Genomic DNA, 13,745 nt, shown 5'->3' with positions numbered 1-13,745 from the left:
CCTCGCCTTTGCCGTGTTTGTTGCTATCCTTCTAGCGATGACGTCCGGGCTATTGTGCCCAGGCAGGAAGGGCCGATGACGCAACGACCCATTTCCAGCGGCGAACGCGGCTTGGCCGGGCGCTTGGCGCTCAGCCGGGTGGCGACGCGCGTCTCGATGCTCTTCGAGCGCGCCTGGCCGCTTGTGCTGCCATTGCTCGTCGTCATCAGCCTGTTCCTCAGCTTTTCATGGTTCGGCCTGTTCCCGCGCCTGCCGGACACGGCGCGCATCGGCCTTCTGATCCTCTTCGCGCTGGTGGCGATCACGGCGCTCTATCCGCTTCGTTTCTTCCGCATGCCGTCGGCCGCCGAGGTCGACAGGCGCATCGAGGCGGCGAACGAATTACTGCACAGCCCGGTGCAGGTGCAGACCGACCGGCCGAGCGGCGCCGAGAGTATTTTCTCGCAAGCCCTGTGGCGCGAGCACCAGAAGCGAATGGCCGCGCGGCTTTCGAGCCTCGGCGCCGACGGGCCGCGCACCGGCGTGCCGGACTATGACCGCTGGGGCCTGCGCGCCGTGGCGGGGCTGCTGTTCGTCACCGCCCTGGCCTTCTCCTTCGGACCTTTTGGCGGCAGGGTCGGCGACGGGTTTGTCGCCCGCGCCACGCGCGATGCCGTGCCGCCGCGCATCGACGCCTGGGTGACGCCACCCGCCTATACCGGCAAGGCGCCGCTGTTCCTGACCGCCGATGCCAACCAGGCGGTCCAGACCTTTTCCGTGCCGCAAGGCAGCGATATTTCGCTGCGCGTCACCGGCGGTTCAGGCGAGGAAACGCTGAGCTACGCCGATGCCGGCGGCAATGCCCGCGCCATCGAGCCCGCGGCGCCCAAGGGACCCGTGCCCGCCGCCGGCCAGACCGCGCCCAAGGTGCGCCAGTTCTCCGGCAAGCTGAACACGAACGGCACGCTGACGCTGAAATCCGCTGAAAGCGATCTCGGCCACTGGGCCTTCGCCGTCATTCCCGACAAGCCGCCGACGATCCGCTTTGTCGGCGAGCCTAAGCGCGCCGTCAACGGCGCCATGGAGCTCAATTACGAGATCGCCGACGACTACGGCGCCGCTTCCGCCAAGGCCGTTTTTGAGCTGTCGGATCCGCCGGCGGCCAATGCGCATCCGCTTTACGGCCCACCCGACATGCCGCTGACCCTGCCGCGCCGCCGCGGCAAGGCCAACGCGGCCAAGACGACCAAGGACCTGACCGAGCATGTCTGGGCCGGCAGCAACATCAAGCTGACGCTCACGGCTACGGACGACGCAGGCCACACCGCGACCACCGACACCAAGACGCTTGCGATGCCGGAGCGGCCCTTTGCCAACCCGCTGGCCCGCGCGGTGATCGAACAACGCCGGCTGCTGGCGCTCGACACCAATGCCAAGCCGCGCGTTCTCGACCTGATGGATGCGATCACGCTGCGGCCTGAGGACACGTTCGACAACATGTCGAACTATCTCGCCATCATGAGCGCCAGGAGCCGGCTGAAGCCCTCCGAGAGCGACGACCAGTTGCGCAACGTCGTGTCCTATCTCTGGGAGATCGCGCTCGGCATCGAGGATGGCAATCTGTCGGCCGCAGAGCGGCGGCTGCGCCAGGCGCAGCAGGCGTTGCAGGACGCCATCAAGAACGGCGCCAGCGATCAGGAGATCGAAAAGGCGATGAAGGAACTGCGCGAGGCGATGAACCAGTTCCTGCAGGAATTCGCCCAGCGCGCGCAGCAGAACCAGAACGCGCCGCAGATGCAGCAGAACGGCCGCGAGCTGCGCCAAAGCGATATCGATCGCATGATGGACCAGATCGAGAATCTGGCCAAATCGGGTGATCGCGACAAGGCCCAGCAGCTTCTCTCCGAGCTGCAGGACATGATGAACAACCTGCAGGCCGGCCGCCAGCAGCAGGGCGGCGAGCAGGACAGCGAGCTGCGCCAGCAGATGGACAAGCTCGGCGATATCATGCGCCGCCAGCAGGAAATGATGAACGACACCTTCCGGCTGGACCAGATGCAGCGTGGCTCACGCGACAATGGCGAACAACAGTTCGGCGAGGATGGCGAGCAGCAGCAGGGTCAGGACGAGCAGCGGCCAGGCCCCGGCCAGGATCGCGATCCGCTGGGACGGCCGAAAATGTCGCCGAAGGATCTGGCCGATGCGCTGAAGCAGCTGCAGGAAGGCCAGGGGCAGCTGCAGAGCGAGCTCGACCAGTTGAAGAAAGGCCTGGAGGGCCTTGGCATGGAGCCCAACGAGGGCTTCGGCGAGGCCGGCAAATCGATGGGCAATGCCGAACAATCGCTAGGCCAAGGCGATGGCGACCAGGCGGTTGGCCATCAGGGCCGCGCGCTGGAGGCGCTGCGCCGTGGCGCCAAGGACATGATGAAGCAGATGCAGGCCATGCAGGGCGACCAGGGCGGCAGCGAGCAGGGCGGCCGCCAGCAGGACGCCGACCGCGATCCGCTGGGACGGCCGCGCGCCACCAACGGCCCCGACGACGGCACTTCGGTCAAGGTGCCCGACGAGATCGACGTCCAGCGCGCGCGCCAGATCCTCGACGCGATCCGCAAGCGGCTCGGCAACGCGCTGAGCCCCGACATCGAGCGCAGCTATCTCGAACGGCTGCTCGAGCTGAAATAGACTTCGCGGAACCGCCATCGCGAGATGGGTGCTGCTCTTAAGCGCCGACCATCGCACTCGCCTGCCTGGTCAGCATGAAAGCCTCGCGGATCGCGTTCTCCATGCCGTCGATCGCTTCGCCGGTCGCCAGCGGATTGCGGTGCAGCACGACATTGGAGGAATCGATGTCGCCGAAACCGTCGGCGGCCGTCAGCTCGCGGCAATCGGGCGGGATGTTGCTGCGCGAGATCGGGGCGATCGCCAAGCCCGAGGTGACGGCAAGCGTCAGGCCGCCATTGGTGTCGCTGGTGTAAGCGACGCGATAGTCGAGGCCGCGCTGCTGCAACGACTTGATGGCGAAGTCGCGACACCAGCCGTTGCGGCTGTAAAGGGCGATCGGCACCGGCCGTTCCTCATGCATGTGGTGCAGCGTCGAGGTCACCCACACCGTAGGGTCGTGCATCAACACTTCGCCGCCGGAAGAGCCTTCCCATTCGAACACTACGGCGAGATCGAGCTCGCTGGCCGCAAGCGCCCTCACCTGCGAATCCGAATGCGCGTAGCGCACCGTGACCTCGACGCGCGGATGGCGCTTGGCGAATTCACCCAGCGCCCGCGACAGGATCGAGCGGCCATATTCGGCCGGGATGCCGATGCGGACCAGGCCGCCGAGCGGCGGCGCCACCAGGGAAGCCGCCGTCTCGTCGAGCAGCGAGACGATTCGGCGCGCGTTCGAGATCAATTCGCTGCCGCGGCGCGTCAGCGCCACACCGCGCGAGCCGCGCTCGAACAGATCGTCGCCGACCATGTCCTCCAGCTTCTTCATCTGCATCGAGACGGCCGATTGCGTGCGCCCGGCCTTCTCGGCCGCGCGTGTAAAATTGCCGGTTTCGGCCACCGCCACGAAGGTGCGCAGAAGGTCGCTGTCGAGCACGGGCTTCATCGATCTCGCCATAAGAAATTTTGATTGCTGGCATCATTCCAATTCGTTTGCAACATGTCAAACGCCGAAGGATAGTTGCCGCACCCATTGGATATGCGGCTGCGAAATCAGCCGCGGACCAATCGAAGAGTCCTCACTCGTACCCGCTGCCTGAAAATGGTGGCGGGTTCTTTTTAGAAGCATGATCCCGAAAAGTGGGAACCGGTTTTCGGAAAAGATCATGCTCCAGCAAAGAGTTAGATCAGGATGACGATTCAACGAAACGTCGTCCTGGTCTAGAGAGCAGTTCCAGGAAAAGTGCCCAGCGGTTTTCCGTCCGGAATTGCGTGGAATGAATGCGGCTCGCGGGGGGCCGATACTGATGCAGAACCGGATGGTGCTAGGCATTCTGAGCCTCTGCCTCGGCGTGCTGGTCTTTTCGCTGCAGGATCCGCTGGTGAAGGCGGTGTCCGGCGGTTATCCGGTGACGGAGGTGATGGCGATCCGCGCTATCGTCGCGCTGCCGATCCTGATCGTGCTCGTCCAGGCCGACGTCAGCCTGAAGGCGGTGCTGTCGAAGCGCTTCGGCATGCTGACGCTGCGCGCCTTCATCCAGTTCTCGTCCTACACGGTCTACTATCTGGCGATCGCCGCCTTGCCGCTGGCCGACGCGGTGGCGCTGTATTTCATGGCGCCGCTGTTCATCATGGCGATGGCCGGCCCTTATCTTGGCGAGCGCGTATCGTGGAAAACGCTGGCGACGGTGCTGATCGGCCTGGTCGGCGTCCTTGTGATGGTGCGTCCAGGCGCGGGAGTGTTCGATTGGGCGGCACTTCTGTCGCTGGGCTCGGCTTTCCTCTACGGCTTTTCGCAGTTGATGGCGCGCCGCATCGGCGACACCGAATCGTCGACGGTGATGGCCTTCTATCAGAACGGCGCCTATCTCAGCGGCGCCATTGCCGTAGCAATCGTCTTTCACCTCGCCAGCATCACCCATGCGGCGCATCCGAGCGTCGAATTCCTGGTGCGGCCGTGGGTGTGGCCGACGATGCCCGATTTCCTGAAGATGGCCACCTGCGGTTTCGTCGCGTCCGCCGGCATGATCCTGTTGTCGCAGGCCTACCGCATGGCGCCGGCCAACCGCGTCGCCACGTTCGAATACACCGGCATCCTGTGGTCGCCGCTTTGGGGCTTCCTGTTCTTCGCCGAAGTGCCGCGTGAAACGACGGTGCTGGGCGCGGCGCTGATCATCGGTGCCGGCCTGCTAGCGCTCAGCGGCGGGCGTAGGCGAAGTGCCGCTCCGGTGGCCGGTGCGGTCTCAAGCGAAGCAGCTTAATGCCTTGCCGACGCGGGCGCGGATCTCGGCAAGCGTGAACGGCTTCTGCACGACATCGAGGATGATGCCGTTCAATTCCTCGGCGCGTTCGCGCTGGTCGGCATAACCGGTCATCAGCATGATCTTCATCGCCGGGAACTGCTTTGCTGCGGCGGTCGCCATCTCGATGCCGTCCATCTCCGGCATGCGGATGTCGGACACCACAAGATCGTAGCCGCCCGCCGCACGCTGGATCAGTTCCAACCCTTGCGCGCCGTCGGTGGCGATGGTGACCATATGGCCGTCGCGCTCGAGCGCGCGGGCGGCGAGGGTGCGGACGGACTCATCGTCCTCGACGATCAGAAGCTTTGCCATGCCGAGATAGATGCCGCCGAAACGTTGATGTTTTCTGAAAATTCTAACGATCGGCGGTTTTTTGGAAGGACGCCAGCGCCTCCTCAGGCATCGCCTTTCACCACCCCGACAAACGGCAGTTCGCGGAACGCATGGGCGACATCCATTCCATAGCCGACGACGAAATAGTCCGGGCAGTCGAAGCCGACATAGTCGGCGTTGAGCGAGGTCTGGCGCCGCATGCGTTTGTCCAGCAGCACGGCGATGGCGCAGCTTTTGGCGCCGCGCGAAAGCATCAGGTCGCGGGTGAAGGAAAGCGTCTTGCCGGATTCCAGTATGTCGTCGATCAAAAGCACGTCGCGGCCGGCAACCTCGTTGTCGATGTCGCGCAGCACCCTGACCTCGCCGCTTGTGGTGCCGGCGCCATAGCTCGAGATGAAGATGAACTCGACTTCCGGCGACAGGCCGACATCATGCATGGCGCGAATGAGATCGGCGGCGAACACGAACGAGCCCTTGAGAATCGAGATCACCAGGAGGTCGTGGTAGTCGCGCCCAGCGATCTCCTTGGCGAGTTCGAGATTGCGGCGCGCGATCGCCGACGCCGAAAACAGGACCTCGATGTCCTTGCCGCGTACAACTGGCATAGTTTTGTCCTTCAAAATCGACTGCAACGCCGGAAGGTCGCGTGTGTTGAAATCCAGCCAAAGCCGGCATCACCTGAATATCGACGCACCTAGCCGGCGAAGATAACCGCTACGGTCTTCACGCCGTCTTTAGGCACATCGAGGCGACTGGAAAAGCCAAATCTTTCGCCCGGCCTCAAGGAACGGTTGGACGCCCCCAGCCTGTAGCGGATGATGTTGCTGTTGTTGTCGGTGACGCGGATTTCGAGCGGCGGCAGCGTTTCCGGCCCTGCCCCGTCATTCGACGCCTCGCCGTCGACGAACAGCACCGGCTTCAGGCCCGACGCATCGATGCGCGATGTCACGCCGGAAATGGTGAGCGCGCTGGCCGGCTCGGCGGCCATACGGAACGTACCTTGCCCAACCAGTGCATGACCGCCCGACACCCAGAAGGAGGCGAGCGCTATGCCGACGCCGGCGATCCAGAACATCGGACCGCCTCGCGAGGCCCGTGACGGCGCGGCCTCCGGTTTGCGCAGCATGCCCATGCCTTGGATCGATGGCGTCGAGGGGATCTGCGGCGACGGCGACGGCGGTTCCGGGTGACCTGCAAAACGCGGCAGCACGACATAATCGGCATCGACGATGTCGCCCGCACCGAACGCGACCCGCTCCGGCGCGGCATTTGTAGCCGTGCCGGTCATGATTTCGCCGGAAACAGGGCGCGCGGTTCTCTCGTCAGCCATTGCGGCACCAGTGCAGTCTTCGTTTCTTTTGCGTAAACGGAATTGGTTAACGCTTCCCCACCGGAATGGCTTTGATGCAAGCTGAACGTCGCAAAATTAACCGCCGGTTAACCATGCCGGCCGATGGTCTTTTAATGTAGATCGTGGCGCGTCGCCGCCGAAAGTTTCAGGTCGCCGAACGTGATCCGCTTCGAAAATGTCGGCCTCCGCTATGGCATGGGTCCGGAGATCCTCCGCGACATTTCCCTGCACATTCCGGAGCGCTCCTTTCAGTTCCTGAGCGGCCCTTCGGGCGCCGGCAAGACGACCTTGCTGCGCCTTTTGTTCATGTCGCTGAAGCCGACGCGCGGCCTGATCACCATCTTCGGCAAGGACCGCTCGCGCATTTCGCGCGGCGAGCTGCCGTTGCTGCGCCGCCGTATCGGCGTGGTGTTCCAGGATTTCCGCCTGCTCGACCACATGACGACCTACGAGAACGTCGCGCTGCCCTTGCGCGTGCGCGGCCGCGAGGAGGCGAGCTACCGCACCGACGTCACCGAACTCTTGAAATGGGTCGGCCTCGGCGACCGCATGCATGTGCTGCCGCCGGTGCTTTCCGGCGGCGAGAAGCAGCGCGCCGCCATTGCGCGCGCGCTGATCGAACAGCCGGAGATCCTGCTCGCCGACGAGCCGACCGGCAATGTCGACCCGCCGCTGGCGCGCCGGCTTCTACGGCTCTTCATCGAGCTCAACCGGCTGGGCACAGCCGTCGTGATCGCCACCCACGACCTTGGCCTCATGGAGCAGGTCGATGCGCGTCGCATGATTCTGGCCGGCGGGAGGTTGGACGTCTATGACTGATCTTCCGGCCGATCACTTCCAGCACGAAACCGTCGAGGAGACGGCGACGGTCCGGCGTGTCCAGCGCAAGATGGCGCCGATCGTGCCGGCCCAGAACATCGCCGGACGAGCGCTGGTGCTGGTCATCGCCATCATGACCTTCCTGTCGTGCCTCACCTTCGGCGCCGTGACGCTGGTCCGCGATACCGCTTCGGTCTGGGAAAACCAGATCTCGCGCGAGGCGACGATCCAGATCAAGCCGGCCGACGGTCTCGACATGGAGGCGGCCCTTGCGCAGGCTTCGCAGATCGCCGGCGAGTTTCCCGGCGTGACGGGCACCAGGATCATCGACCGCGACGCGACGGCGCGGCTTCTGGAACCGTGGCTCGGCAGCGGCCTCAACATCGACGAATTGCCGGTGCCGCGCCTGATCATCGTCACCATCGACGAGGCCAGCCCGCCGGACTTCGCCGCCATGCGCGCCGCCATCGCGCCGAAAATACCGACCGCGGCACTCGACGATCACCGCACCTGGGTCGACCGTCTGGTCGCCATGGCGCACACGACGGTGACGATCGGCATCGCCGTTTTGGTGCTGATGCTGTCGGCAACCGTGCTGACGGTGGTGTTCGCCACGCGCGGCGCCATGGCCGGCAACGGCCATATCATCGAGGTGCTGCATTTCGTTGGCGCCGAGGCGCGCTTCATCGCGCGCGAATTCCGCTGGCATTTCCTGGTCACCGGCATGAAGGGCGCGGCAGCCGGCGGCGCGTTGGCGATCGTCGTCTTCATCGTCTTTTCCTGGTGGTCGTCGCGCAACATGGCGACACCGCAGGCCGACCAGGCGACCGCGCTGTTCGGCAATTTCGCCATCGGCTCCGCCGGCTATTTCGGCGTCGGCCTGATGGTGCTGGTGATCGGCGCTCTGACCGCTGCGACCTCGCATGTGACCGTCGTCACCTATCTCAGCGACATCGACGTTCGCCAACCGGATGGGGGCTGACCCATGAGCTGTAGCCGAAAATCAGCGGAAAGCGTTATATATAAACAAGAAAACGATCACGGATCGGCCAGGTGCCGTAACGCAAAGTGCGCTGTCTTACCTATCAAAGGCCGCATTTCAGAGTTAACCATGGGATGTTTTCAGGATTAACCTGGGGATGATGGACTTGCGGGACTCGACCGGGACGGCTGGGCGGATGCCAGCGGCGCTTGCACGCGCCGCTGCCCCCGTCAGGCCCGGTCGTGTGAGGTTCGCCCTGCGCGTCTGCGGATTCGTCGTTCTCGCCATCCTTGTGGTTTTTGCCGGCGGCTTCGGGTGGTTTGCCGACAAGGTCAGCCATATGACGACCCCGCTCGACCCGGCCAGGGCCGATGCCATCGTCGTGCTCACCGGCGGGCAGTCGCGCCTCGACGCGGCGATGGATCTGTTGGCGTCCGGCAAGGGCGACCGGTTGCTGATCAGCGGCGTCCATCCGTCGGCTACCAAACGCCAGCTGCAGGCGGCAATGGGCGGCGACAAGCAGCTCTTCTCCTGCTGCGTCGATATCGATCGTGCCGCGCTCGACACCATCGGCAACGCCGAGGAAAGCGCCAAATGGGTGGAGAACCACGCCTATGGCAGCATCATCATTGTCACCAACAATTACCACATGCCGCGCAGCCTGCTTGAAATGGGCCGCCTGCTGCATGGCGCCCGGCTGGAGCCCTATCCGGTGGTCAACACCAATCTCGGCAATGGCGGCTGGCTGACCAAGCCGGAGGCGCTGCGCGTGCTGCTCACCGAATACAGCAAATATGTGCTGTCGCTGGCGCGCGGCTACCTGCCGCTTCGCGCGACGCCCGAGGGCGTCACCCTTGCCGAGGCCTCGGCAGCCCTCCCTTCGTCATTCTATGGCGAAGCAAGGAGCGAAGCGACGCGGCGCAGACCATAGGATCCATTCCGTTACCTACAAGCGTCACCGCAGTGCAGAACGATCTCTGTTCTGCGCCGCCTTACCCTTCGCGCGAGGTCACGGAATGTATCCTCGGGTCTGCGCGTCCGCTTCGCCGGTGGATGACGAGGTTAGGACGAAGAGCTAGGCCTCAGTCCGCGCGCCGCCACGCAGGCGCGCGATCTCCTGCTCCAGATCGGCGATGCGCCGGTCGCGCTCGGCAAGGGCGGCGGCGACATCCGCAGCTTCGAAGCGCTGTGGAATGTGCTGCGGGCAGTTGGCATCCCAGGCTAAGACCGTGAACAGGATCGTCTGTTCCGGCCGCGCCTTGTAGTCCGGCGGCATGAGCTTCGCCGTCAATTCCGGATCATTTTCGACGATGCGCGCCCTGCCCCAGATCTTGATGCGCTGCCGCAGCATGTAATCGATCAGGAACAGGAAGGCTCGGTCGTTGTCCTCCAGGTTGCCTTGGGTGATGAACTGCCTGTTCCCGGAAAAATCGGCAAAGCCGATCGTCTGCTCGTCCAATACCTTGAAGAAACCGGCCGGTCCGCCGCGATGCTGGATATAGGGCTGGCCTTCGGCGTTGGCGGTCGCCAGGAACGCGCTGGTCTGCGCCTCGATGAAGGCGGCGAGGTCGGACGTGATCGTCGCCCGCCAGCCGCCGCGCTGCTCGACCCGCGCATAGGAATCGCGCGACCCCTTGCGGGACTGGATGGCCTTGACGGTCGGTGTGAAGGCGACGTCGCTGGTGAATTCATTCATGCTGGCGCTCCTCGAACAGGATCGCACATCAACTAGCCTCTTCCGGAAATCGGATGTAGAGACCATATCTGCAACTCATCCTTCCAGATTTCGAGAGAACAATGGACCGCCTCGATGCCATGTCGCTGTTCGTCGCCACCGTGGAGGCCGGCAGCCTTTCCGCCGCCGCGCGGCGCGCCGGCGTGCCGCTGGCGACCGTCAGCCGCAAGCTCTCCGAACTGGAAAAGCATTTGAAGACGCGCCTGCTCAACCGCTCGACGCGCCGCCTGACGCTGACCGATGCCGGCCAGTCCTATCTCGCCGCCTGCCGTCGCATCCTCGATGAGGTTAGCGAAGCCGAGCGCACGGCGGCCGGCGAATATTCGAGCCCGACCGGCGAGCTGGTCATCACTGCACCGGTCGTCTTCGGCCGCCTGCATGTGCTGCCGGTGATCGTCGACTTTCTCGCTGTCTATCCGCAAGTGGATATCCGCCTGACCTTGTCGGACCGGATCACCCAACTGGTCGAGGAGCATATCGATCTGGCCGTGCGCATCGGCGAACTGCCGGATTCGGCCATGATCGCGATTCGCGTCGGCTCGATCCGCCGCATCGTCTGTGCAAGCCCGGCCTATCTCGCCGGGCATGGCATGCCGGCGAAACCGGCTGAGCTCGCCGGCCACGACTGCATCACCTTCGAAGGTCTTGCCGGACCAGCGACTTGGCGTTTCGGAACCGGCAAATTGGAAACAACGGTCCCGGTCCGCTCACGCCTTCAGGTCAACACCGCCGAGGCGGCGATCGATGCCGCAATTGCCGGGCTCGGCCTGACGAAGGTGCTCTCTTACCAAGCCGATGCCGCGCTTCGCGCCGCAACGCTGCGGGTGGTGCTGGAGCCGTACGAACCGCCGCCCTGGCCCGTGAACCTCGTTCATGCCGGCCAGGCCCGGCTGCCGGTGAAGCTGCGCGCCTTCCTCGATTTCGCAGCGCCGCGCCTGAAGGAGCGGTTGGCGCGGTCATTGTAGGGTTGGCATCCGACCACTGCGCCGTTTCCTTTTTGCATCCGCTTGGTGTAACCAACGCACACTTCCTCACGGGCCCCTTGCATGCTCATCATCCGCTCGCTGGCGTTCAACTTCGTCTTCTATCTCAGCCTGATCGTCCAGATGATCTTCTGGACGCCCTTTTATTTCCTGTCGCCGCGCCACCGCGCCTGGTTCGTGCCGAAATTCTGGTCGCGCACCTCGATGTGGCTCTACGACAAGATCGCGGCCACGAAGAGCGAAATCACAGGTGTCGAGAACCTGCCGGAAGGGTCCTTTATCCTGGCGCCGAAGCATCAGTCCTTCTGGGACGCGATCGCTTTCTTCCCCTATCTCGACGACGCGCTCTACATCCTCAAGCGCGAGCTGACCTGGATCCCCTTCTTCGGCTGGTACATCATGAAGATGCGCATGATCCCGGTCGATCGCGGCAGCCGCTCGAAAGCGCTTAAGGGAGTCGTCACCGCGACCAGGCAGGAGATGGACCGCAACCCGCGCCAGCTCATCATCTATCCCGAAGGCACCCGCCGCCCGCCGGGCGCCGAGCCGTCCTACAAATACGGCATTGTCGAGCTCTACACACAGCTCGGCGTTCCTGTCGTTCCGGTAGCGCATGTCGCCGGCCTCTACTGGCCGCGCCGCAAGTTCCTGCGCTATCCGGGCACCATCAAGGCCCGCTTCCTCCCGGCGATCCCGCCAGGCCTCAGCAAGGAGGAATTCATGCAGCGGCTGATCGGCGAGACCGAGGCCGCCTGCGACCAGATGCTCGTCGAGGCAGCGCTGACGCCGAACCCGCCGCCCATGCCGCCGACGGCGGTGCGGCGGCTGGCGGAACTCGGCGTAACCGCGAAGACCTGATCCCCTATCGCAGCGCCGCCAACACAGTGGTCAGTACCAGCGTTGCGGCAAAGATCAGATTGATGATCCGCGACGCCAGCGGATGGCGCAGGAAGCGCGCGAAAGCCGTTCCGGCGAGCAGCCAGACCACATGGATGGCCACGATCATCGCGGCAAGCACCAGCAGCCTGGTCGAAGCGCCGAGCGTGCCGGCCTGCGACGCGGCGCCGGCGAACACGGCGGCGATCGCCACATAGACTTTCGGGTTGGCGACGGCGAGCATGAAGCCGCCGAGAAAATCGGGCTTCGTCGCCGTGCTTGCGCGTTCGGCCAATGGCGGCGCGGTCGCGATTCTGAAAGCGAGATAAAGGATGTAGGCCGCCGAGGCGATCGCAAGCACCGGCGCCAGCCCCGGCACCGATGTGAGCACGCCGAAAATCCCGGCCGCCACGACCAGAAGCACGGCGATGGTGCCGAGCACCACGCCCGACGTGTAACCCAGCGAAGGCCGCAGGCCGAAAGCCGCGCCGACCGCGGTCACGCTGATGGTCGCGGGTCCCGGGCTGCCCATGACGACGGTCGCCGCCAGGACCAGCGACAATAATTGCTGCCAGTGCTGCGCCTCAGCCAGAACGCCACCAGCCATGCCTAACCCTCCTGCCGCGATACGGCAGGTCTTACGAGGGAATAGTCGCGGCAGTCTTGGACGATCGTGCGCGGCTTCTCAGGCGCTGGCGCGGTCGAGCGCTCCGACATCGTCCGCCGAAAGCTTGAGCGAAGCGGCGCGGATCAGACTGTCCATCTGGGCCGCAGTCGTGGCGCTGGCGATCGGCGCGGTGACGCCCGGTCGCGCGATGACCCAGGCCAGCGCCACTTCCGCTTGCTTGGCCGAATGGCGCTCGGCCAGGGCATCGAGCGCGGAAAGAATGCGCATGCCGCGCTCGTTGAGGTAGCCGGCCACGTCCTCGCCGCGTGCGCTTTGCCCGAGATCGGCCTTGCTGCGGTATTTGCCGCTCAGGAACCCCTTGGCGAGGCTGAAATAGGTGATGACGCCGATGTCCTCCGCCTTGCAGAGATCGAGCAGCGGGCCGTCGAGCGACGAGCGATCGTACAAATTGTATTCAGGCTGCAGCACCTCGTAGCGCGGCAGGCTGCGCAGGCTGGCGACGTCGAGCGCGGCGCGCAATTGGCCGGCATCGAGATTGGAGCAGCCCGGATAGCGGATCTTGCCCTTTTCGAGCAGCCGCTGATAGGCGCCGAGCGTCTCCTCGTAAGGCGTGGCCGGATCCGGCCAGTGCGACAGATAGAGGTCGATGACATCGACCTGCAGCCGCTTCAGGGATGCGTCGACCGCCTTTTCGATATAGGCGGCGGAGAGGTCCCGCTTGCCCTGGCCCATGTCGGAACCGACTTTGGTGATGACCACGACCTTGTCGCGGTTGCCGCGGCTTTTCATCCAGTTGCCGATGATGGTTTCCGATTCGCCGCCCTTGTTGCCGGGAACCCAGCGCGAATAGGCATCGGCCGTGTCGATGGCGTTCAAGCCCGCCCCGACGAACCGATCGAGCAGATCGAAGGAGGTCTTCTCGTCGGCGGTCCAGCCGAAGACGTTGCCGCCCAGGACCAGCGGCGCGATGGAAAGGTCGGTGCGACCGAGACGACGTTTCTGCAAGATTGATCTCCGTGATGCTGGGATGGGTACGGGAAATTCCGAGGCGTCGGGTTGCGGTTAAGCTAGGTCGTGCCTTGCCGAGGTCAAAGGCAT

14 protein-coding genes are annotated in these 13,745 nt (G+C 64.5%); 7 read left to right on the top strand and 7 right to left on the bottom strand.

Annotated elements, in window-relative coordinates; all coding sequences use genetic code 11:
• Positions 1-75: 75 nt before the first annotated feature.
• Positions 76-2,661 carry a TIGR02302 family protein gene (locus AC0L2L_RS13990; RefSeq protein ID WP_473579157.1) on the top strand — a complete coding sequence of 862 codons (2,586 nt, stop codon included), beginning with the start codon at positions 76-78 and terminating at the stop codon, positions 2,659-2,661.
• A gap of 37 nt (positions 2,662-2,698) precedes the next feature.
• Here AC0L2L_RS13990 and AC0L2L_RS13985 read toward each other — a convergent pair whose 3' ends face one another.
• Complete coding sequence (locus AC0L2L_RS13985) at positions 2,699-3,583, bottom strand: LysR family transcriptional regulator (RefSeq protein ID WP_473579156.1); 885 nt, start codon at positions 3,581-3,583, stop codon at positions 2,699-2,701.
• A gap of 361 nt (positions 3,584-3,944) precedes the next feature.
• Here AC0L2L_RS13985 and AC0L2L_RS13980 point away from each other — a divergent pair, with 361 nt between their 5' ends.
• On the top strand, positions 3,945-4,898 hold the full coding sequence (locus tag AC0L2L_RS13980; protein ID WP_473579215.1) for a DMT family transporter: 954 nt from the start codon (positions 3,945-3,947) through the stop codon (positions 4,896-4,898).
• Here the strand turns inward: AC0L2L_RS13980 and AC0L2L_RS13975 are convergent.
• From AC0L2L_RS13975 to AC0L2L_RS13965, 3 genes are all read right to left on the bottom strand, one after another.
• Positions 4,881-5,252: a response regulator gene (locus AC0L2L_RS13975; protein ID WP_473579155.1), complete on the bottom strand. Its 372-nt coding sequence runs from the start codon at positions 5,250-5,252 to the stop codon at positions 4,881-4,883. The genes AC0L2L_RS13980 and AC0L2L_RS13975 overlap by 18 nt on opposite strands.
• 83 nt (positions 5,253-5,335) lie before the next feature.
• Positions 5,336-5,878, bottom strand: a complete 543-nt coding sequence (gene hpt / locus AC0L2L_RS13970; protein ID WP_027167478.1) for a hypoxanthine phosphoribosyltransferase — start codon at positions 5,876-5,878, stop codon at positions 5,336-5,338.
• A gap of 89 nt (positions 5,879-5,967) precedes the next feature.
• Entirely contained in the window at positions 5,968-6,603 is a 636-nt protein-coding gene (locus AC0L2L_RS13965; RefSeq protein ID WP_473579154.1) for a hypothetical protein, read from the bottom strand.
• Between the two features lie 180 nt (positions 6,604-6,783).
• Here AC0L2L_RS13965 and ftsE point away from each other — a divergent pair, with 180 nt between their 5' ends.
• From ftsE to AC0L2L_RS13950, 3 genes are all read left to right on the top strand, one after another.
• On the top strand, positions 6,784-7,443 hold the full coding sequence (gene ftsE, locus AC0L2L_RS13960; protein WP_027167480.1) for a cell division ATP-binding protein FtsE: 660 nt from the start codon (positions 6,784-6,786) through the stop codon (positions 7,441-7,443).
• The gene (locus AC0L2L_RS13955; protein WP_473579153.1) at positions 7,436-8,425 is read left to right on the top strand and encodes a cell division protein FtsX; all 990 of its coding nucleotides are present in this window, start codon (positions 7,436-7,438) and stop codon (positions 8,423-8,425) included. The genes ftsE and AC0L2L_RS13955 overlap by 8 nt, the downstream gene beginning before the upstream one ends.
• A 157-nt stretch (positions 8,426-8,582) precedes the next feature.
• Positions 8,583-9,356: a YdcF family protein gene (locus tag AC0L2L_RS13950; RefSeq protein WP_473579152.1), complete on the top strand. Its 774-nt coding sequence runs from the start codon at positions 8,583-8,585 to the stop codon at positions 9,354-9,356.
• 144 nt (positions 9,357-9,500) lie between these two features.
• Here AC0L2L_RS13950 and AC0L2L_RS13945 read toward each other — a convergent pair whose 3' ends face one another.
• Positions 9,501-10,121, bottom strand: coding sequence for a pyridoxamine 5'-phosphate oxidase family protein (locus tag AC0L2L_RS13945; protein WP_473579151.1), 621 nt, complete (start codon positions 10,119-10,121; stop codon positions 9,501-9,503).
• A gap of 101 nt (positions 10,122-10,222) precedes the next feature.
• Between AC0L2L_RS13945 and AC0L2L_RS13940 the strand changes: the two genes are divergently transcribed.
• Complete coding sequence (locus AC0L2L_RS13940) at positions 10,223-11,125, top strand: LysR family transcriptional regulator (protein ID WP_473579150.1); 903 nt, start codon at positions 10,223-10,225, stop codon at positions 11,123-11,125.
• Between the two features lie 81 nt (positions 11,126-11,206).
• Positions 11,207-12,001 (top strand): lysophospholipid acyltransferase family protein, encoded by a 795-nt coding sequence (locus tag AC0L2L_RS13935; protein ID WP_473579149.1) that lies wholly within the window; start codon positions 11,207-11,209, stop codon positions 11,999-12,001.
• Positions 12,002-12,005: 4 nt separating this feature from the next.
• On the opposite strand, the gene AC0L2L_RS13930 is transcribed toward AC0L2L_RS13935, so the two are convergent.
• Together AC0L2L_RS13930 and AC0L2L_RS13925 are read right to left on the bottom strand one after the other, a co-directional pair.
• Entirely contained in the window at positions 12,006-12,626 is a 621-nt protein-coding gene (locus AC0L2L_RS13930; protein WP_473579148.1) for a LysE family translocator, read from the bottom strand.
• A gap of 78 nt (positions 12,627-12,704) precedes the next feature.
• On the bottom strand, positions 12,705-13,652 hold the full coding sequence (locus tag AC0L2L_RS13925) for an aldo/keto reductase (protein ID WP_473579147.1): 948 nt from the start codon (positions 13,650-13,652) through the stop codon (positions 12,705-12,707).
• Positions 13,653-13,745: the final 93 nt, after the last annotated feature.

The sequence above is a fragment of the Mesorhizobium sp. WSM4832 genome (genome assembly GCF_055811115.1).
Note: the sequence above shows the minus strand (reverse complement) of the source record. Positions and strands in the feature narration are given on the sequence as shown.

What these genes read in the sequence shown, in the direction of transcription:
- AC0L2L_RS13930 (WP_473579148.1), bottom strand. Translation starts at nt 12,626, where the DNA reads ATGGCTGGTGGCGTTCTGGCTGAGGCGCAGCACTGGCAGCAATTATTG.
- AC0L2L_RS13955 (WP_473579153.1), top strand. Translation starts at nt 7,436, where the DNA reads ATGACTGATCTTCCGGCCGATCACTTCCAGCACGAAACCGTCGAGGAG.
- AC0L2L_RS13940 (WP_473579150.1), top strand. Translation starts at nt 10,223, where the DNA reads ATGGACCGCCTCGATGCCATGTCGCTGTTCGTCGCCACCGTGGAGGCC.
- AC0L2L_RS13950 (WP_473579152.1), top strand. Translation starts at nt 8,583, where the DNA reads ATGATGGACTTGCGGGACTCGACCGGGACGGCTGGGCGGATGCCAGCG.
- AC0L2L_RS13990 (WP_473579157.1), top strand. Translation starts at nt 76, where the DNA reads ATGACGCAACGACCCATTTCCAGCGGCGAACGCGGCTTGGCCGGGCGC.
- AC0L2L_RS13980 (WP_473579215.1), top strand. Translation starts at nt 3,945, where the DNA reads ATGCAGAACCGGATGGTGCTAGGCATTCTGAGCCTCTGCCTCGGCGTG.
- AC0L2L_RS13945 (WP_473579151.1), bottom strand. Translation starts at nt 10,121, where the DNA reads ATGAATGAATTCACCAGCGACGTCGCCTTCACACCGACCGTCAAGGCC.
- AC0L2L_RS13935 (WP_473579149.1), top strand. Translation starts at nt 11,207, where the DNA reads ATGCTCATCATCCGCTCGCTGGCGTTCAACTTCGTCTTCTATCTCAGC.
- AC0L2L_RS13985 (WP_473579156.1), bottom strand. Translation starts at nt 3,583, where the DNA reads ATGAAGCCCGTGCTCGACAGCGACCTTCTGCGCACCTTCGTGGCGGTG.
- AC0L2L_RS13975 (WP_473579155.1), bottom strand. Translation starts at nt 5,252, where the DNA reads ATGGCAAAGCTTCTGATCGTCGAGGACGATGAGTCCGTCCGCACCCTC.
- hpt (WP_027167478.1), bottom strand. Translation starts at nt 5,878, where the DNA reads ATGCCAGTTGTACGCGGCAAGGACATCGAGGTCCTGTTTTCGGCGTCG.
- AC0L2L_RS13965 (WP_473579154.1), bottom strand. Translation starts at nt 6,603, where the DNA reads ATGGCTGACGAGAGAACCGCGCGCCCTGTTTCCGGCGAAATCATGACC.